Genomic DNA, 18,276 nt, shown 5'->3' on the forward strand with positions numbered 1-18,276 from the left:
CCGTGAGAGAGCGTGCCCTGTGGCTGACGTACCTGCCGATCTTGCCGCAGTGTGGCCACGAGTACTCGAACAGCTCCTCGGCGAGGGGCGCGGCCAAGGCGTGGAGACGAAGGACGAGCACTGGATCCGCCGGTGCCAGCCGCTGGCGCTGGTCGCGGACACCGCCCTGCTCGCCGTCCCGAACGAGTTCGCGAAGAACGTGCTCGAAGGTCGCCTCGCCCCGGTCGTCAGCGAGACCCTGAGCCGCGAGTGCGGCCGGCCGATCCGTATCGCGATCACCGTCGACAGCTCCGTCGGTGAACCCCAGGCCCCTGCGCCCCCGGCCCCCAAGCCGCGCTACGAGGAGCAGGAGCTGCCCACCGGCCAGGGCGGCTACGAGGGGTACGGCCGCCACCGGTCCGACCACCGCGCCGAGGGCCACCGCCCCGGCCGCGGGGAGCAGCACCAGGGCGGCCCCGGCGAGCCGCCGCCCTCGCGCACCGGCCCCCAGTCGGCCGACGGCGCCGACTCGCTCCCGACCGCCCGGCCCGCCTACCCCTCGGAGTACGGCGAGTACCAGCGCCCCGAGCCCGGCGCCTGGCCGCGTCCCGCCCAGGACGACTACGGCTGGCAGCAGCAGCGGCTCGGCTTCCCCGAGCGGGACCCGTACGCGTCGCCCGCCCAGGAGCCGTACGGCACGCGCGACGGGTACGGGCAGCAGGACGCCTACGGCGCACCGGACGCGTACGGCGCACAGGACGGATACGGCGGGCAGGAGCCGTACGGATCTCCGAACGATTCCTACCCACCGGCCCAGGACTACCGGCCGCGGCCGGTCGAGCGCCCGTCGTACGACCAGCCGCGCCCGGACTACGACTCCGCGCGCAACGACTACGACCAGCGTGACTACGACCAGCGCGACTCCGGCCGCCGGGAGCTGCCCGAGTCGTCGGCCGGTCCGGGGCGCGGGCACCGCGGCGGTCCGGCGGGCCCGAACCCGCCCGGCCACGGCACCTCCGGTCCGTCCTCCAAGCCGGCCCCCGGCCCGGGTGAGCCGACGGCGCGGCTCAACCCCAAGTACCTCTTCGACACGTTCGTCATCGGCGCCTCCAACCGCTTCGCGCACGCGGCCGCGGTCGCCGTCGCCGAAGCACCGGCCAAGGCGTACAACCCCCTCTTCATCTACGGGGAGTCGGGGCTCGGCAAGACGCACCTGCTGCACGCGATCGGGCACTACGCCCGGAGCCTGTACCCGGGCACACGCGTGCGGTACGTGAGCTCGGAGGAGTTCACCAACGAGTTCATCAACTCCATCCGCGACGGCAAGGGCGACAGCTTCCGCAAGCGCTACCGCGAGATGGACATCCTGCTCGTCGACGACATCCAGTTCCTGGCGGACAAGGAGTCGACGCAGGAGGAGTTCTTCCACACCTTCAACACCCTGCACAACGCCAACAAGCAGATCGTCCTCTCCAGCGACCGGCCGCCCAAGCAGCTGGTGACGCTGGAGGACCGGCTGCGCAACCGGTTCGAGTGGGGCCTGATCACCGACGTCCAGCCGCCGGAGCTGGAGACGCGCATCGCGATCCTGCGCAAGAAGGCGGTGCAGGAACAGCTCAACGCGCCGCCGGAGGTGCTGGAGTTCATCGCCTCCCGGATCTCGCGCAACATCCGCGAACTGGAGGGCGCGCTGATCCGGGTGACGGCCTTCGCCTCGCTCAACCGGCAGCCGGTGGACCTGGGCCTGACGGAGATCGTCCTCAAGGACCTGATCCCCGGCGGCGAGGACTCGGCCCCGGAGATCACCGCGACGGCGATCATGGCGTCCACCGCCGACTACTTCGGCCTCACGGTCGAGGACCTGTGCGGCACCTCGCGCGGACGCGCGCTGGTCACGGCCCGCCAGATCGCCATGTACCTGTGCCGTGAACTGACCGATCTGTCGTTGCCGAAGATCGGCGCGCAGTTCGGCGGCCGCGACCACACGACCGTCATGCACGCCGACCGCAAGATCCGCGCGCTGATGGCGGAGCGGCGCTCCATCTACAACCAGGTCACCGAGCTGACCAACCGGATCAAGAACGGCTGACACCCGGTCCCGGCCGGCCCGGCCGGTCAGGACCGTCGAGGGCGCCCCGGGGAGACCTGGGGCGCCCTCGGTCGTCCCCGGGGCGGTTGAGAGCGCTGGGGGCAGCGGTGAGAGGCCCCCGGGGCGGTGGCAAGGGGCCCGGGAACGGTGAGAAGTCCGGGGCGCGGCCCCTGCGGGCCCGGGGCGCTCCTGTGGCCCCGGAGTGACGGCCCAGGAGTCCCTCCGCGGCCGGCCAGGCCGCACACGAGCCGGGCACACCACCCCTGGGCCGGCCTCGCATGAGCCGGGCTCCACCCCCGGACCGGCCGCCCGCGCCCGTGGCCGCCCCGGGACCGTCCCGGACGGCCCCCGGCCCCGCCCGGGACAGGCGCTCACGCCCCTCCCGGGCCGTCCCGGAGCAGCCCGCGCACCTTGCCGCACCGCCCCGAGCGCGAGTCGTTGTTCGAATCCGGCCCGGGTTACGGCCGCTCTCCACAGATTCGCCGACTTTTTCCCGTCCACACCCTGGGGACCGCGGAGTTGTCCAGATGGCGTCCACAGGCTTGGCTGTCGGGAGATCATCAGGCCAGCTCAGCCGCCTGTGGATCCGTGGACGAACGACTTCCACAGGCTGTGGACAATCTGACGATCCACAGGCTGTGCATGAAGTTGTCCACGGGCAACCCACAGGCTGAGCCCCGTTGTCCCCAATGATCGACGCCTTCTCCACATGCCTGTCCACTGTTCGGCAACGCTGCGCCCCCGGTCACCGCGTCGAGTGAAAGCCGTCACACCAAGCTGCCGGGTTGGGGTGTGGGAAACGTGGGTAAATCTGGGGACGCAGCTGGGGAGAACTGCCCTCAGGCTGTGGGCGGGGTGTGCAGAACTTTCCGTTCTCCACAGAGACGCCCGGTTGTCCACCGCCGCCACCCACAGGGCCCGTGGACAAAATTCCCATGCTGACCTGGGCAAACGCGGTTATCCACGGTATCCACAGGCCCTACTACTACTCCCGACTAGAGAGAGCCTGGGATTCGTTTCGAAGCGGGACCTGTGCACAACTCGTCCCATCGAGCCCGGCCGCCCCTCGGAGCGACTTGACCCCGACAGGCGCCCACTGTCAGCGGCGTGCGTCAGACTGGTCCCCGGTGTCCTTCCCGTCGCTGTGGGCGGTGACACCGAGTCGGAGGACTCAGAAGCAACAGCAGGAGGCGGCTTACGGTGAAGATCCGGGTGGAACGCGACGTACTCGCGGAGGCAGTGGCCTGGGCGGCACGCAGTCTCCCGGCCCGTCCGCCGGCGCCTGTTCTCGCCGGCCTGCTGCTGAAGGCGGAGGACGGCCAGCTGAGTCTGTCCAGCTTCGACTACGAGGTCTCCGCGCGCGTCTCGGTGGAGGCCGAGGTCGAGGAGGAGGGCACCGTCCTGGTCTCCGGCCGGCTGCTCGCCGACATCTCCCGCGCCCTGCCCAACCGCCCGGTGGAGATTTCCACAGACGGTGTACGGGCGACGGTGGTCTGCGGCTCCTCCCGCTTCACCCTGCACACACTGCCTGTGGAGGAGTACCCGGCGCTGCCGCAGATGCCGAACGCGACGGGCACGGTCCCCGGCGAGGTGTTCGCCTCCGCCGTGCAGCAGGTCGCCATCGCGGCCGGCCGCGACGACACGCTGCCGGTGCTCACCGGTGTCCGCATCGAGATCGAGGGCGACACGGTCACGCTGGCCTCCACCGACCGCTACCGCTTCGCGGTCCGCGAGTTCCTGTGGAAGCCGGAGAACCCGGAGGTCTCCGCGGTCGCCCTGGTCCCCGCGAAGACGCTCCAGGACACCGCCAAGGCTTTGACCAGCGGCGACAGTGTGATCCTGGCGCTGTCCGGGTCCGGCGCGGGCGAGGGCCTGATCGGCTTCGAGGGCGCCGGACGCCGTACGACGACCCGCCTGCTCGAGGGCGACCTGCCGAAGTACCGCACGCTGTTCCCGACGGAGTTCAACTCCGTCGCCGTCATCGAGACCGCCCCCTTCGTGGAGGCCGTCAAGCGTGTGGCCCTGGTCGCCGAGCGCAACACTCCGGTGCGCCTGAGCTTCGAGCAGGGTGTGCTCATCCTGGAGGCCGGCTCCAGCGACGACGCACAGGCTGTGGAAAGGGTCGACGCCCAGCTCGACGGCGACGACATCTCCATCGCCTTCAACCCGACGTTCCTGCTGGACGGCCTCAGCGCCATCGACTCCCCGGTGGCCCAGCTGTCCTTCACCACCTCCACCAAGCCCGCCCTGCTCAGCGGCAGGCCGGCGGTGGACGCCGAGCCGGACGACGCCTACAAGTACCTGATCATGCCGGTGCGGCTGAGCGGCTGAGCCGTCGCCCGGGGTGGGTCGCCCCCGCCCGCCCAGGGTCGCGGCGCGGCCGAGCCGTCGAAGCGTCGGCGGCGGGTGCGGGGCGTGGGCACCGTATGAGCGCGTATGCCCACGGATGTGCGCCGACGTCCGGGTCTAGGCTCGGCACGGGCACGCAAGTGCCCTCATGCCACGTCGGAAACCTAAGGACACAACTGATGGAGCTCGGTCTCGTCGGCCTCGGCAAGATGGGCGGCAACATGCGCGAGCGGATCCGCCGCGCGGGCCACACCGTCATCGGATACGACCGCAATCCCGACCTCGCGGACGTCGACAGCCTCAAGGAGCTCGTGGGCAGGCTCCAGGCGCCCCGGGTGGTCTGGGTGATGGTCCCGGCCGGCGCCCCGACCCAGTCGACCATCGACGAACTCGCCGGGCTGCTCGAGCCCGGCGACGTGGTCGTGGACGGCGGCAACTCCCGCTGGACGGACGACGAGAAGCACGCCGAGGAGCTGGCCGCCAAGGGCATAGGCTTCGTCGACTGCGGCGTCTCCGGAGGCGTCTGGGGCCTGGAGAACGGGTACGCGCTGATGTACGGCGGCGACGCGGAGAACGTCGCCCGGGTGCGGCCGGTCTTCGACGCGCTCAAGCCGGAGGGCGACTTCGGCTCGGTGCACGCCGGCAAGGTGGGCGCGGGCCACTTCGCGAAGATGGTCCACAACGGCATCGAGTACGCGATGATGCAGGCCTACGCCGAGGGCTGGGAGCTGCTGGAGAAGGTCGACTCCGTGGAGAACGTCCGCGAGGTCTTCCGCTCCTGGCAGGAGGGCACCGTCATCCGCTCCTGGCTGCTCGACCTCGCGGTCAACGCCCTCGACGACGACGAGCACCTCCAGGGACTGAAGGGGTTCGCGCAGGACTCCGGCGAGGGCCGGTGGACGGTGGAGGCGGCCATCGACAACGCCGTGCCGCTGCCCGCGATCACCGCCTCGCTGTTCGCCCGGTTCGCCTCCCGCCAGGAGGACTCGCCGCAGATGAAGATGATCGCCGCGCTGCGCAACCAGTTCGGCGGCCACGCCGTGGAGAAGAAGTAACCCACCGGACCGCTCGGCGGTCCCCGACGCTGGAGGAGGCCGGCGAACATCCATGCACGTCACGCATCTGTCGCTGGCCGACTTCCGCTCGTACGCCCGGGCCGAGGTACCGCTCGACCCGGGCGTCACCGCCTTCGTCGGTCCCAACGGCCAGGGCAAGACGAACCTCGTCGAGGCGATCGGCTACCTCGCCACCCTCGGCAGCCACCGGGTCGCCTCGGACGCCCCCCTGGTCCGGATGGGCGCCGAGCGGGCGGTCGTCCGCGCCCAGGTGCGGCAGGGCGAGCGGCAGCAACTGGTCGAGCTGGAGCTGAACCCCGGCCGCGCCAACCGCGCCCGCATCAACCGGTCCTCGCAGGTCCGGCCCAGGGACGTGCTCGGCATCGTGCGGACCGTGCTGTTCGCGCCGGAGGATCTCGCCCTGGTCAAGGGCGACCCCGGGGAGCGGCGCCGTTTCCTGGACGAGCTGGCCACGGCCCGCTCGCCGCGCATGGCGGGCGTCCGCTCCGACTACGAGCGGGTCCTCAAGCAGCGGAACACGCTGCTGAAGTCGGCCGCGCTGGCCCGTCGGCACGGTGGCCGCTCCATGGACCTGTCCACCCTTGACGTGTGGGACCAGCACCTGGCGCGCGCGGGCGCGGAGCTGCTCGCCCAGCGGCTGGACCTGATCGCGGCGCTGCAGCCGCTGGCCGACAAGGCGTACGAGCAGCTCGCGCCCGGCGGCGGCCCGGTCGCGCTGGAGTACAAGCCGTCCGCACCCGGCGAGGCCCACACGCGCGAGGGCCTGTTCGAACAGCTCATGGCGGCCCTCGCCGAGGCCCGCAAACAGGAGATCGAGCGGGGCGTCACCCTCGTCGGACCGCACCGGGACGACCTGGTCCTCAAGCTCGGCCGGCTGCCCGCCAAGGGATACGCCTCGCACGGCGAGTCCTGGTCGTACGCGCTGGCGCTGCGCCTGGCCTCGTACGACCTGCTGCGCGCCGAGGGGAACGAGCCGGTGCTGATCCTCGACGACGTCTTCGCCGAGCTGGACGCCCGGCGCCGGGAGCGCCTGGCCGAGCTGGTGGCGCCCGGCGAGCAGGTACTGGTGACCGCCGCGGTCGACGACGACGTGCCGCACGTCCTGGCCGGGACGCGGTTCGCCGTGTCGGACGGGGCGGTGGAGCGCGTATGAGCGGCGCGAGCGACGACCCGAGGGCCGGCAAGGCCTCGCAGGGAAGTGCGGGGAAGGCGCCCGAGCCCTCCGGTGTGGACCTCGCGCGCGTGGCGCTGCGCGCGGCGAAGGAGGCGGCACGCGCGCGGGGGGACGCGGCGCAGCAGAGGAAGCAGGCACGGCGCGGCGGACTGCGCTCGGGCGCGCGCGCCGACGGCCGCGATCCGCTGGCGCTCGGGGCGGCGATCAACCGGCTGATCACCGAGCGCGGGTGGGAGACCCCGGCCGCGGTGGGCGGTGTGATGGGGCGCTGGCCGCAGATCGTCGGCGCCGACGTGGCCAAGCACTGCACGCCGGAGAGGTACGACGAGGACGAGCGGGTGCTGATCGTGCGCTGCGACTCGACGGCGTGGGCGACCAACCTGCGCCTGCTCGCCCCGACGCTGGTCGCCCGGCTCAACGAGGACCTGGGCCATGGCGCGGTCCGGCTGATCAAGGTCCTGGGCCCCGGCGGCCCGGTCCGTCGGCACGGCCCGCTGCGGGCTCCCGGCAGCACGGGACCCGGCGACACCTACGGGTGACGGAACTCACACAACTTGTTCGCGGAGGCCGGACGCGGGGCGCGGAAGCGGCCGGCCGTGCGACCCGTCGTGCGTCCGCACGCTCTTGCGAATCCCGACCTGACCCGGGAGTAGCGAAGGGTTGACGGCTCGAAGCGCTGAGTGCCGCTGTGAGCCTCTTGGAGCCCCCTTCCCCATATCGGGACCCGGCGGAGACCGGTTGAGGGCGGCACATGCGGACTCAGGTACCGGCAAACCCCCATCACTGTCGGCGCTACCGGTAGACTGGAAGACAATCCCGCCCCGAACGTGGGGACCGTCCGGGAAAAGCTGAGCAACGCTGATCAAGGCTTACCAACGCAACATGCCGCAGCCGCTCCGGCAACCCGCCGACGAGCCCGGCTCGTGCTGTGCCAGAAAGGGCGCTTCGTGGCCGATTCCGGCAACCCCAACGAGAACATCCCGTCCACCGACGCCGGCGAGAACGGTGCCGCCTCTTCCAGCGGTGAGGTCACGGCCTCGTACGACGCCAGTGCCATCACCGTCCTCGAGGGCCTGGACGCGGTCCGCAAGCGACCCGGTATGTACATCGGTTCGACCGGTGAGCGAGGACTGCACCACCTCGTGTACGAGGTCGTCGACAACTCCGTCGACGAGGCGCTGGCCGGGCACGCGGACACCATCGACGTGACGATCCTGGCCGACGGCGGGGTCCGCGTCGTCGACAACGGCCGTGGCATCCCGGTGGGCATCGTCCCCTCCGAGGGCAAGCCCGCCGTCGAGGTCGTGCTGACGGTGCTGCACGCGGGCGGCAAGTTCGGCGGCGGCGGCTACGCGGTCTCCGGTGGTCTGCACGGCGTCGGCGTCTCGGTGGTGAACGCGCTGTCCTCGAAGGTCTCCGTCGAGGTCAGGACCGACGGTCACCGCTGGACGCAGGACTACAAGATGGGCGTTCCGACGGCGCCGCTGGCCAAGCACGAGGCGATCGAGCAGACCGGTACCTCGGTCACCTTCTGGGCCGACCCGGACATCTTCGAGACCACCGAGTACTCCTTCGAGACGCTCTCGCGGCGCTTCCAGGAGATGGCGTTCCTCAACAAGGGCCTGACGATCAGGCTCACCGACGAGCGGGAGTCGGCGAAGGCCACCGCCGGCGCGGACGAGGCGGGCGCCGACGAGAAGGACGAGGTCAAGTCCGTCACGTACCACTACGAGGGCGGCATCGTCGACTTCGTGAAGTACCTCAACTCCCGCAAGGGGGACGTGGTGCACCCCACCGTGATCGACCTGGAGGCCGAGGACAAGGACAAGAGCCTGTCCCTCGAGGTCGCGATGCAGTGGAACGGTGGTTACAGCGAGGGTGTGTACTCCTTCGCCAACATCATCCACACCCACGAGGGCGGCACGCACGAAGAGGGCTTCCGGGCCGCGCTGACCTCGCTGATCAACAAGTACGCGCGGGACAAGAAGCTGCTGCGCGACAAGGACGACAACCTCACCGGTGACGACATCCGCGAGGGCCTGACCGCGATCATCTCGGTCAAGCTGAGCGAGCCCCAGTTCGAGGGTCAGACCAAGACCAAGCTGGGCAACACGGAGGCGAAGACCTTCGTCCAGAAGGCGGTCTACGAGCACCTCAACGACTGGCTGGACCGCAATCCGAACGAGGCCTCGGACATCATCCGCAAGGGCATCCAGGCGGCCACCGCGCGCGTGGCGGCCCGCAAGGCCCGGGACCTCACCCGCCGCAAGGGCCTGCTGGAGTCCGCCTCCCTGCCCGGCAAGCTCTCGGACTGCCAGTCGAACGATCCCACCAAGTGCGAGATCTTCATCGTCGAGGGCGACTCCGCCGGCGGCTCGGCCAAGTCCGGCCGCAATCCCGAGTACCAGGCGATCCTCCCGATCCGCGGCAAGATCCTCAACGTCGAGAAGGCGCGCATCGACAAGATCCTGCAGAACCAGGAGATCCAGGCGCTGATCTCCGCGTTCGGCACGGGCGTGCACGAGGACTTCGACATCGCCAAGCTCCGCTATCACAAGATCATCCTGATGGCGGACGCCGACGTCGACGGCCAGCACATCAACACCCTGCTGCTGACCTTCCTGTTCCGCTTCATGCGGCCGCTGGTCGAGGCCGGGCACGTGTTCCTGTCCCGTCCCCCGCTCTACAAGATCAAGTGGGGCCGCGAGGACCTCGAGTACGCGTACTCCGACCGCGAGCGCGACGCGCTGCTGGAGATGGGCCGCCAGCGCGGCAAGCGGGTCCGGGAGGACTCGATCCAGCGCTTCAAGGGTCTTGGCGAGATGAACGCCGAGGAGCTGCGCGTGACCACCATGGACCAGGAGCACCGTGTGCTCGGCCAGGTCACCCTCGACGACGCCGCCCAGGCCGACGACCTGTTCTCGGTCCTCATGGGTGAGGACGTCGAGGCCCGCCGGCAGTTCATCCAGCGAAACGCCAAGGACGTCCGCTTCCTCGACATCTGAGTCGGTCCCAGCTGACCGCACCAGGAAGGATCCCCACCAGCAATGGCCGACGAGAACACCCCAGTCACCCCTGAAGAGGGCGGCGACCTCGCGATGCGTATCGAGCCCGTCGGGCTCGAGACGGAGATGCAGCGCTCCTACCTCGACTACGCGATGTCCGTCATCGTCTCGCGTGCGCTGCCGGACGTGCGGGACGGTCTCAAGCCCGTCCACCGCCGCGTGCTGTACGCCATGTACGACGGCGGCTACCGCCCCGAGCGCGGCTTCTACAAGTGCGCCCGCGTCGTCGGCGACGTCATGGGCAACTACCACCCGCACGGCGACTCCTCGATCTACGACGCCCTGGTGCGCCTGGCGCAGCCCTGGGCCATGCGGATGCCGCTGGTGGACTCCAACGGCAACTTCGGCTCGCCGGGCAACGACCCGGCGGCGGCCATGCGCTACACCGAGTGCAAGATGGCGCCGCTGTCGATGGAGATGGTCCGCGACATCGACGAGGAGACCGTCGACTTCACGGACAACTACGACGGGCGCTCCCAGGAGCCGACCGTCCTGCCCTCCCGCTTCCCGAACCTGCTGATCAACGGCTCGGCCGGCATCGCGGTCGGCATGGCGACCAACATCCCGCCGCACAACCTGCGCGAGGTGGCCGCCGGTGCCCAGTGGTGCCTGGAGAACCCGGAGGCCTCCCACGAGGACCTCCTGGACGCGCTCATCGAGCGCATCAAGGGCCCGGACTTCCCGACCGGCGCGCTCGTCGTCGGCCGCAAGGGCATCGACGAGGCGTACCGCACCGGCCGCGGCTCGATCACCATGCGCGCGGTCGTCGCGGTCGAGGAGATCCAGAACCGCCAGTGCCTGGTGGTCACGGAGCTGCCGTACCAGGTCAACCCGGACAACCTCGCGCAGAAGATCGCCGACCTGGTCAAGGACGGCAGGATCGGCGGCATCGCGGACGTCCGCGACGAGACCAGCTCCCGTACCGGCCAGCGGCTGGTCATCGTCCTGAAGCGGGACGCGGTCGCCAAGGTCGTGCTGAACAACCTCTACAAGCACACCGACCTGCAGACCAACTTCGGCGCCAACATGCTGGCCCTGGTCGACGGCGTGCCGCGCACCCTGTCCCTGGACGCGTTCATCCGCCACTGGGTGACGCACCAGATCGAGGTCGTCGTCCGCCGGACCCGGTTCCGGCTGCGCAAGGCCGAGGAGCGCGCCCACATCCTGCGCGGCCTGCTCAAGGCCCTGGACGCCATCGACGAGGTCATCGCGCTGATCCGGCGCAGTGCGACCGTCGAGGTCGCGCGCGAGGGCCTGAGGGGCCTGCTGGAGATCGACGACATCCAGGCCAACGCCATCCTCGAGATGCAGCTGCGCCGCCTGGCCGCCCTGGAGCGGCAGAAGATCGTCCAGGAGCACGACGAACTCCAGGCGAAGATCAACGAGTACAACGAGATCCTGGCCTCGCCGGTCCGCCAGCGCGGGATCGTCAGCGCGGAGCTGGCCGCGATCGTCGAGAAGTACGGCGACGACCGCAAGACCAAGCTGATCCCGTACGAGGGCGACATGTCCATCGAGGACCTGATCGCCGAGGAGGACATCGTCGTCACGGTCAGCCGCGGCGGCTACATCAAGCGGACCAAGACCGACGACTACCGCGCCCAGAAGCGCGGCGGCAAGGGCGTGCGCGGCACGAAGCTGAAGGAAGACGACATCGTCGACCACTTCTTCGTCTCCACCACGCACCACTGGCTGCTGTTCTTCACCAACAAGGGCCGGGTGTACCGGGCCAAGGCCTACGAGCTGCCGGACGCCGGCCGGGACGCGCGCGGCCAGCACGTCGCGAACCTGCTGGCCTTCCAGCCGGACGAGGCGATCGCGCAGATCCTCGCGATCCGCGACTACGAGGCGGCGCCCTACCTGGTGCTCGGCACCAAGGCCGGCCTGGTCAAGAAGACGCCTCTGAAGGATTACGATTCGCCGCGCTCCGGTGGTGTCATCGCCATCAACCTGCGGGAGCAGCAGGACGGTTCGGACGACGAACTGATCGGTGCCGAACTTGTCTCGGCCGAGGACGATCTGCTTCTGATCAGCAAGAAGGCGCAGTCGATCAGGTTCACCGCCTCGGACGACACGCTGCGTCCCATGGGCCGTGCCACCTCGGGCGTGAAGGGCATGAGCTTCCGCGAGAGCGACGAGCTGCTCTCGATGAATGTTGTTCGACCCGGTACGTTCGTGTTCACTGCCACTGATGGTGGGTACGCCAAGCGGACCCGAGTCGACGAGTACCGCGTCCAGGGCCGTGGCGGCCTCGGCATCAAGGCCGCCAAGATCGTGGAGGACCGCGGTTCGCTCGTGGGCGCGCTGATTGTCGAGGAGACCGACGAGATCCTCGCCATCACGCTCTCAGGCGGTGTGATTCGTACGCGAGTCAACGAGGTCAGGGAGACGGGCCGTGACACCATGGGCGTCCAACTGATCAACCTGGGCAAGCGCGATGCCGTGGTCGGCATCGCACGTAACGCCGAGGCGGGACGCGAGGCGGAGGAAGTCGACGGCGACGTGGCCGTGGACGGGGCCGTCGAGGACGTCGCGACCACCGGCACGGACGAGGGTGAGGCGCCCTCGGCCGAGTAGGACGAGGAGAGAGTCACGTGAGCGGAGCCACGGGCGCCGGATCGACCGGTACCTCCACTGGTACGGAGACGGACGGCGGCCGTGGCTCCGCCGCGCGTGCGACGGATTCGCACACGACCAACCTGAAGCCGGTCACGTCGCGCGCGACCGACTCGCGCTCGCCCGACACGCACGGATCCCGAGGGGGAACGGTGACGGACACCCGAGGCCGGCAGGCCCAGGCCGCGGCCGGTCAGCAGCAGGGCGCGGGCTCGCCGCTGCCGGGCGAACGGCAGTCGCAGCAGGCGACGGGGCCGTACCACCCGCCGCAGGCCTATCAGGCGGGGGACCGGTCGGGTTCGGTGCGCCGGCCGCGCACGGACGCCAGGACCGCGCCGCGCACCCGCAAGGCCCGGCTGCGTGTGGCCAAGGCCGACCCCTGGTCGGTGATGAAGGTCAGCTTCCTGCTCTCGATCGCGCTGGGCATCTGCACCATCGTGGCGGCCACCGTGCTGTGGATGGTCATGAACGCGATGGGCGTCTTCTCCACGGTCGGCGACACGATCTCGGAGGCGACCGGATCCAACGAGTCGAACGGTTTCGACCTGCAGTCCTTCCTGTCGCTTTCGCACGTCCTGATGTTCACGACGATCATCGCGGTCATCGACGTCGTGCTGGCGACGGCCCTCGCGACCCTCGGCGCCTTCATCTACAACCTCTCGGCCGGCTTCGTCGGCGGCATCGAACTGACGCTCGCCGAGGACGAGTGAGGGGCGTTCCCCACCTGGACCGACGACCCGGGGACAACCGATTTTGGGACTGCCCGGGTCGTGCGCTAATCTTCAGGAGTCAGCGCGCGGGACATACACCGCAGAGCGCGGCGGGGCTATAGCTCAGTTGGTTAGAGCGCATCCCTGATAAGGATGAGGCCACAGGTTCAAATCCTGTTAGCCCCACAGCGAGAAGACCCCCGGTTCAATGGACCGGGGGTCTTTCGGCATTCTGGGACACCGTTCCCGGTCGCGGGCGCATCGTGGCGAGCGTGGTGGGTCCTTCGTACCGTCCACCGTCCACCCGGGCCCGCATTGGTCCGGGATTCCGGCTCTCCGGCCGGTGGATTCCGGACTTGTGGAGTCCGGCCGTGTCCGCGGGTTCCCAGGGCTCCCCTGTCGGCGTCCGTGTCCGCCTTTCCACCCTGTGGGTCTGGCATCGACCGCTGTCCTCAGGGGAGTTGGCGGGGTGGGGCGGTGTCGGCGTGGGCTCTCGCGAGGCCGGGTGGGAGCGCCGGGTGGGAAGCAGGGGGAGAAGGGCGCGGGGAGGGCGCACGGGCGGGCCGGGTGCGGGCTCGTGGGAGCGCAGAAGATCCCCGATCGGCGCCGACCGGGGAGCTTCTGGGTATCGGTGATGTGCTGTACGCGCTTCGCCGTTGTCTCATGGGTGCGGGTGATGACGGCTCCGGTGGAGCCGGGCCGGTGCTGTCAGCGTTGCAGCGGGATGGTGGAGCGGGCCGGTGGCTCCGCCGGGGCGCAGTCGGGGGCGGTGGTGAGCGACGGCGAGTCGGCCAGTGGGCGGTGCCTGCAACTGGGGGATTTGCCGTGGGCCTCGGCGCGGATCCGCTGTTTCATCGTGGGGGGCAGTGACCGGGCGTGCCGGGCATGGGTTCTGGACCAGGAGGACGTCGCCTGCGCCGGTACCCGGGTGGTGCTCTTGGGCGCCGACTCGGGCTGCGGTGCGGCCGTGGCCGCGGTGGCGGTCGTGGTGATCAGTCCGAGCGCCGTGCAGAGCGCGAGGAAGGCGGTGACGATGGCTGTCCACAACTTCATGACCTTGTGCTGGTCCATGGCCCCTCACTTTCGGGTTGGGCGATTTGCGTACTTTGCTCATGATGTGTATGAGGGCCGCGAAGTGGTGGACCGACGCCCGTGGCGCCGCGATCTTCGGATGAACACCACTCGGATGGGGGCACGGGGGTGAAAAAGTGCGCAGACGGGAGGAGCGCGGGCAAAGTAGCACTCGGTGAAGGGTCGATCACCCTCCGGTCGGAGCGGTCCCGGTCGTCCCTACCGCCCTCCCGCACCCGGCAGTTGAGGGCCGACGCAGGTCACCGATCGGTATCGGTCGGTGTGTATAGTCGGGCGCCAGAGGTCCCCTACGTCAAGGAAAGACGAGGTCGCGCGGTGAAGAAGCTTCTCCTGGTCGCACTGGCCGCCATCGGCGGGCTCCTCGTGTACCGCCAGATCCAGGCGGATCGCGCCGAGCAGGATCTGTGGACGGAGGCGACTGACTCCGTGCCCACGGGTTCGTGAGCACCGACATCCGGTACTGAGCAGACCCCGACCGCCGCAGCGGTCGGGGTTTTGTGTTGGGAGGGGGCATACCGCCGGTCCCGTGTTGCGGCGACGGGACACACGGGGTAGCGGTCGCCTCGTGAGGCGTACGTTTCGGACGCCGGTACGGAATGCGCGGATGGCGCAACGGTGCCCGGGGCAGGATGGGCGACGTCTGGAGCGACGGTGGACGCGAAGGGTGGCGCGCGTGATGGGACGGCGGCCTACGGCGGGACGGCAGGCTCCGGCAGGGCCGGTACCGCGCGTTCCGGCAGGATCGGCCACGCGCGCTCCGGTGGACAGCTCCGCACGCGACCGGCGCGCGCGGCGCGGTCGCCGGCCGTGGCCGGCCGTCGCGGTACGCAGCGCCGCCGCGGCGGCGCTGCTGGGGCTGTCGGCCGCCGTACCGGGGCCGCGCGCGGTCGCGGCCGGGGCGCCGGGCCCGTACGACTTCACCGGCGGAGCCCGGTCCGTCAGCGGCGCACCGACCACCGCGGACGCCCGGCCGCTGGAGCCCGGCCGCACCTACCGGAGCTCGCTGCCGCGCAACGGCAAGCTCTACTACCGCCTCCGGCTCGACGCCGCCTCCACCGCCTACGTCTCCGCCACCGCCGTTCCCGGCGCGGGCACCACGGTCTCCGCCACGGACGGCCTCAGGGTGTCCGTGCGGGACGCCCACGGGGGCTCCTGCTCGTACCAGGCCACCCGGTTCGGCACGAGCCGCAGCCCGCATCCCGTCGCCGCGTGGGGCGCGCGGGAGGCCTCGGCGGGCCACACGCTGTGCCAGGGGGCCGGTACGTACTACGTGTACGTCGAGCGCATCGACGCCTCCGGCTCCTCGCCGGACACCTGGCCCCTGGAACTGGCCGTCGTGACGGAGCCGCCCCTGGCGGCGGCCGGTGCGACGAGGGCGCCCGGGACGTGGGATTCGGCCTCGCCCGGGCCGGTCACCGGCCGGGCGGGGGACCGGGCGGGCGGAGCCGGCTTCGCCACGGCGAGCCCGGTCGGACAAGGGATCTGGCGGGACCGCGTACGCCCCGGACAGACGCTCTTCTACCGGGTGCCGGTCGACTGGGGACAGCAGCTCCACGCCACCGCCGAACTCGGTGGCGCGAGCGGCGGCAGCGGCTACGCCGACGGCGCGCTGACACTGGCGCTCTACAACCCCGTGCGGGGCTGTGTGGAGGAGGCGTACGCCGGATACAGCGGGCGGCGCACGTCCGCCGCCCTCGCGCCCCTGCCGCCCGTCGCCTACGCCAACCGCTACGGCTTCGCCGACCAGGTGAAGGCCGTGCGGTTCGCCGGCTCCTACTACCTCGTCGTGCACCTCGCCGACCAGACGGCCGAGGTGTTCGGGGCCGGGCCCTACGACCTGACCCTGCGGGTGCGGGTGGACGGCGCGGCCGGACCGGGGCCGGGGTACGCGGGCCAGTCCGAGCCGCGGAACCGTTTCGAGGTCACCGCCCAGGACCGGAACGCGGCGGCACCGGCCGGTCCGGCGGGCGGCGCCACGGCGCTGCGGGCACTCGCCGTGGGCGGTATCGGTTCGGGGACGGCGGTGCTGGCCGCCCTCGGGGTGTGGACGCTGGCCGCCCGGCGGAGGGCGGTGGCCCGGTAGGGCGCCCGGCGCCGGTCACAGGCGGCTCAGCGCCCAGAAGCCCACGACGTAGCAGGCCAGTGCGAGGAGCAGCAGCGGGACCACCGCTTTGGCGGGCGGGCCGGGGCGGCGGGCGCGCACGGCACGGTGCCGGGAGACCGCCCGGGCCGGGACGGGAGTCCAGAAGTCCTCGGCGGTGTACGAGGCGGTGGCGGCTTCGGCGCGTTGCCGGAGCACGCGGGTCGCCGGACCCGCGGGGTGCCGCGGGTCCGGGTGACCGGAGGGGTGTGGAGCGTGGGGGTGCTCGTACGGGACGGCGGGGACGGCAGGGACGGTGGGGCCGCTGGGCACGGCGGTGGACGGGGTGGCGTCCCGCGCCGGAGCGACGCCGGGCCACGGTGCCGGCAGGCGGAAGTCACCGGTGCCCGGCGGGGTGGGCGGCATGCCCGGCTCGGAAGGGGTGGAGGGGCTGCCGTCGCGGTCCGGGGCCGCCGTCGGACCGGTGCCGCGCCGGAGGTCCGGGCGCGGGCCGGAAACCGGGGGGCCGGTGCCGGCCGGCGGAGGCGGGAACCCGGGGCCCGCGGCCGTGGCCGGGGCACCGGTGGGTGGGGTTCGGGCACCGGTGGGCGGGGTCCGCGCTCCGGAGGCCGGCGCCGGGACGCCGGTGGCCGGGGGAGCCGGTGCGAAGGGCCCGGATGCGGAGGACCCGGAGGAGGCGTTGGTCCGGCCGGAGTCCCCGATCTGGCCGGAGTGCCCGGTCCGGCCGGGGGCGCCGGTCCCGTCGTGCGGTCCCGCGCCGTCCGGCGTCCCGGCGCCGCTGCCGGGGCGGGCTGCGGCGGGCGGGTCGTCTGCGGCCTCCTGAAGCCCGGCAGCCGTCCGGGCCGCCCAGCCCGCTCCGGAGGTCGTCCCGGAGAGCTCGCCGACGTACTGCGACGGCCCGGCGGCCCCCTGCGACGCTCCGGCGGCCTCCTGCGACGGCCCGAGAGTCTCCTGCGACGGCCCGAGAGTCTCCTGCGACGGCCCGGCAGTCTCCTGCGACGGCCCGGCAGTCTCCTGCGACGCCCCGGCAGCCCGGCGGACGCGGGCGGCGCCGGTCGTCACGCCCGGGCTCCGTCCCAGCGGGCCGTCGGGGCCGAACCCCGGGGGCAGCGCACCGAGTTGGTCGAAGATCTCGATCAGTTCGTCCTCGGGGCCCGGCTCCGGCAGGAGTTCGACGGCCGAGGCGAGGGCCTTGCGCGCCCCCGTGGCCGTCCGGAACCGGGCCTGGGGGTCCGGTTGCAGCAGCGTGGCGACGACCTGCCACAGCGGCTCCGGGACACCCTGGGGCGCGCCCGGCGTCCCCCGCTCCGCGAAGTACTCCACGAGCGCCTTGGCGTCCGGCTTGGCGCCCTGGAGCAGATAGAGGGCGACCAGGCCGGTGGCGAACAGATCGGCGGGGAAGTCGGGCTCCGCGCCCATCATCTGCTCGGGCGAGAGGTAACCAGGCGTCCCCACCACGAGATCGGTGGCGGTCAGCCGCGGTTCGCCCAGCCGCATGGCGATGCCGAAGTCGGACAGCCGCAGTCTGGGCCGGCCGGTTCCGGTGGCTTCCAGCAGCACGTTGGCCGGCTTGACGTCGCGGTGCACCACTCCCTCCGCGTGCACCGCGGCGAGCCCCGACAGCAACTGGTCGAGGAGGGTGCAGACGAGAACCGGGGGCAGCGGGCCGTAGTCCCCGACCAGGTGGACCAGCGAGCCACCGGCCACCAGGTCCATGGTGAACAGGACCTGGTCGTCGTCGGCGGCCCAGCTGGCCGGGGCGAGCACATGGGGGTGGTCGATCCGCAGCGCCTGTTCGCGAACGAAGCGCAGCAGGGAGTGGGCGTCGCGCTGCTGCAGGACCTTGGCGGCGACGTACCGGCGGCGGCGGTGGTCCCAGGCGCGCCAGACCGCGCCGACGCCTCCGCGTCCGATCGGGTCGGCCAGTTCGTACCGGCCGGCGAAGACCTCACCCATGGCTGCGCGTCGCTCCTCCCCCTGCGGTTACCTCCCCTTGCTTCCCCCGCGACGCGCGATACGACCCCT

12 protein-coding genes and 1 tRNA gene are annotated in these 18,276 nt (G+C 71.4%); 11 read left to right on the forward strand and 2 right to left on the reverse strand.

Annotated features, from left to right (window positions below; all coding sequences use genetic code 11):
* The first annotated feature begins 19 nt into the window (after window positions 1–19).
* The 9 genes from dnaA to ACF061_RS09785 all read left to right on the forward strand — a co-directional run bounded on the left by dnaA (window position 20) and on the right by ACF061_RS09785 (window position 13,244).
* Window positions 20–2,068 carry a chromosomal replication initiator protein DnaA gene (gene dnaA / locus ACF061_RS09745; RefSeq protein WP_392266298.1) on the forward strand — a complete coding sequence of 683 codons (2,049 nt, stop codon included), beginning with the start codon at window positions 20–22 and terminating at the stop codon, window positions 2,066–2,068.
* Between the two features lie 1,200 nt (window positions 2,069–3,268).
* Window positions 3,269–4,399 (forward strand): DNA polymerase III subunit beta, encoded by a 1,131-nt coding sequence (gene dnaN, locus ACF061_RS09750; RefSeq protein ID WP_392266299.1) that lies wholly within the window; start codon window positions 3,269–3,271, stop codon window positions 4,397–4,399.
* 197 nt (window positions 4,400–4,596) lie between these two features.
* On the forward strand, window positions 4,597–5,472 hold the full coding sequence (gene gnd, locus ACF061_RS09755; RefSeq protein WP_392266300.1) for a phosphogluconate dehydrogenase (NAD(+)-dependent, decarboxylating): 876 nt from the start codon (window positions 4,597–4,599) through the stop codon (window positions 5,470–5,472).
* A gap of 52 nt (window positions 5,473–5,524) precedes the next feature.
* Window positions 5,525–6,646 (forward strand): DNA replication/repair protein RecF, encoded by a 1,122-nt coding sequence (gene recF / locus ACF061_RS09760; protein ID WP_392266301.1) that lies wholly within the window; start codon window positions 5,525–5,527, stop codon window positions 6,644–6,646.
* Window positions 6,643–7,206, forward strand: a complete 564-nt coding sequence (locus ACF061_RS09765; RefSeq protein ID WP_392266302.1) for a DUF721 domain-containing protein — start codon at window positions 6,643–6,645, stop codon at window positions 7,204–7,206. Before recF ends, ACF061_RS09765 begins: the two co-directional genes overlap by 4 nt.
* 384 nt (window positions 7,207–7,590) lie before the next feature.
* Entirely contained in the window at window positions 7,591–9,672 is a 2,082-nt protein-coding gene (gene gyrB / locus ACF061_RS09770) for a DNA topoisomerase (ATP-hydrolyzing) subunit B (protein WP_392266303.1), read from the forward strand.
* Between the two features lie 42 nt (window positions 9,673–9,714).
* Window positions 9,715–12,309, forward strand: coding sequence for a DNA gyrase subunit A (gene gyrA / locus ACF061_RS09775; protein WP_392266304.1), 2,595 nt, complete (start codon window positions 9,715–9,717; stop codon window positions 12,307–12,309).
* Between the two features lie 17 nt (window positions 12,310–12,326).
* The gene (locus ACF061_RS09780) at window positions 12,327–13,058 is read left to right on the forward strand and encodes a DUF3566 domain-containing protein (protein ID WP_392266305.1); all 732 of its coding nucleotides are present in this window, start codon (window positions 12,327–12,329) and stop codon (window positions 13,056–13,058) included.
* A gap of 112 nt (window positions 13,059–13,170) precedes the next feature.
* Window positions 13,171–13,244 (forward strand) — tRNA-Ile (locus tag ACF061_RS09785).
* 522 nt (window positions 13,245–13,766) lie between these two features.
* Here the strand turns inward: ACF061_RS09785 and ACF061_RS09790 are convergent.
* Window positions 13,767–14,129, reverse strand: coding sequence for a DUF6344 domain-containing protein (locus ACF061_RS09790; protein ID WP_392266306.1), 363 nt, complete (start codon window positions 14,127–14,129; stop codon window positions 13,767–13,769).
* Between the two features lie 336 nt (window positions 14,130–14,465).
* On the opposite strand from ACF061_RS09790, the gene ACF061_RS09795 reads away from it, so the two are divergent.
* Both ACF061_RS09795 and ACF061_RS09800 read left to right on the forward strand, forming a co-directional pair.
* Window positions 14,466–14,594 (forward strand): DLW-39 family protein, encoded by a 129-nt coding sequence (locus ACF061_RS09795; RefSeq protein ID WP_003999697.1) that lies wholly within the window; start codon window positions 14,466–14,468, stop codon window positions 14,592–14,594.
* Between the two features lie 316 nt (window positions 14,595–14,910).
* A complete protein-coding gene (locus ACF061_RS09800; protein WP_392266307.1) occupies window positions 14,911–16,233 on the forward strand; it encodes a hypothetical protein in 1,323 nt (440 codons plus the stop codon).
* Between the two features lie 15 nt (window positions 16,234–16,248).
* Here the strand turns inward: ACF061_RS09800 and ACF061_RS09805 are convergent, their stop codons facing one another.
* Window positions 16,249–18,207 carry a protein kinase gene (locus tag ACF061_RS09805; RefSeq protein WP_392266308.1) on the reverse strand — a complete coding sequence of 653 codons (1,959 nt, stop codon included), beginning with the start codon at window positions 18,205–18,207 and terminating at the stop codon, window positions 16,249–16,251.
* Window positions 18,208–18,276: the final 69 nt, after the last annotated feature.

The organism is Streptomyces sp. NPDC015220 (genome assembly GCF_043079345.1).
Classification (GTDB): domain Bacteria; phylum Actinomycetota; class Actinomycetes; order Streptomycetales; family Streptomycetaceae; genus Streptomyces.

Bases quoted from the DNA above. Each gene is read 5' to 3' on its own strand.
- gnd (WP_392266300.1), top strand. From the start codon at position 4,597: ATGGAGCTCGGTCTCGTCGGCCTCGGCAAGATGGGCGGCAACATGCGC.
- recF (WP_392266301.1), top strand. From the start codon at position 5,525: ATGCACGTCACGCATCTGTCGCTGGCCGACTTCCGCTCGTACGCCCGG.
- ACF061_RS09765 (WP_392266302.1), top strand. From the start codon at position 6,643: ATGAGCGGCGCGAGCGACGACCCGAGGGCCGGCAAGGCCTCGCAGGGA.
- gyrA (WP_392266304.1), top strand. From the start codon at position 9,715: ATGGCCGACGAGAACACCCCAGTCACCCCTGAAGAGGGCGGCGACCTC.
- ACF061_RS09790 (WP_392266306.1), bottom strand. From the start codon at position 14,129: ATGGACCAGCACAAGGTCATGAAGTTGTGGACAGCCATCGTCACCGCC.
- ACF061_RS09805 (WP_392266308.1), bottom strand. From the start codon at position 18,207: ATGGGTGAGGTCTTCGCCGGCCGGTACGAACTGGCCGACCCGATCGGA.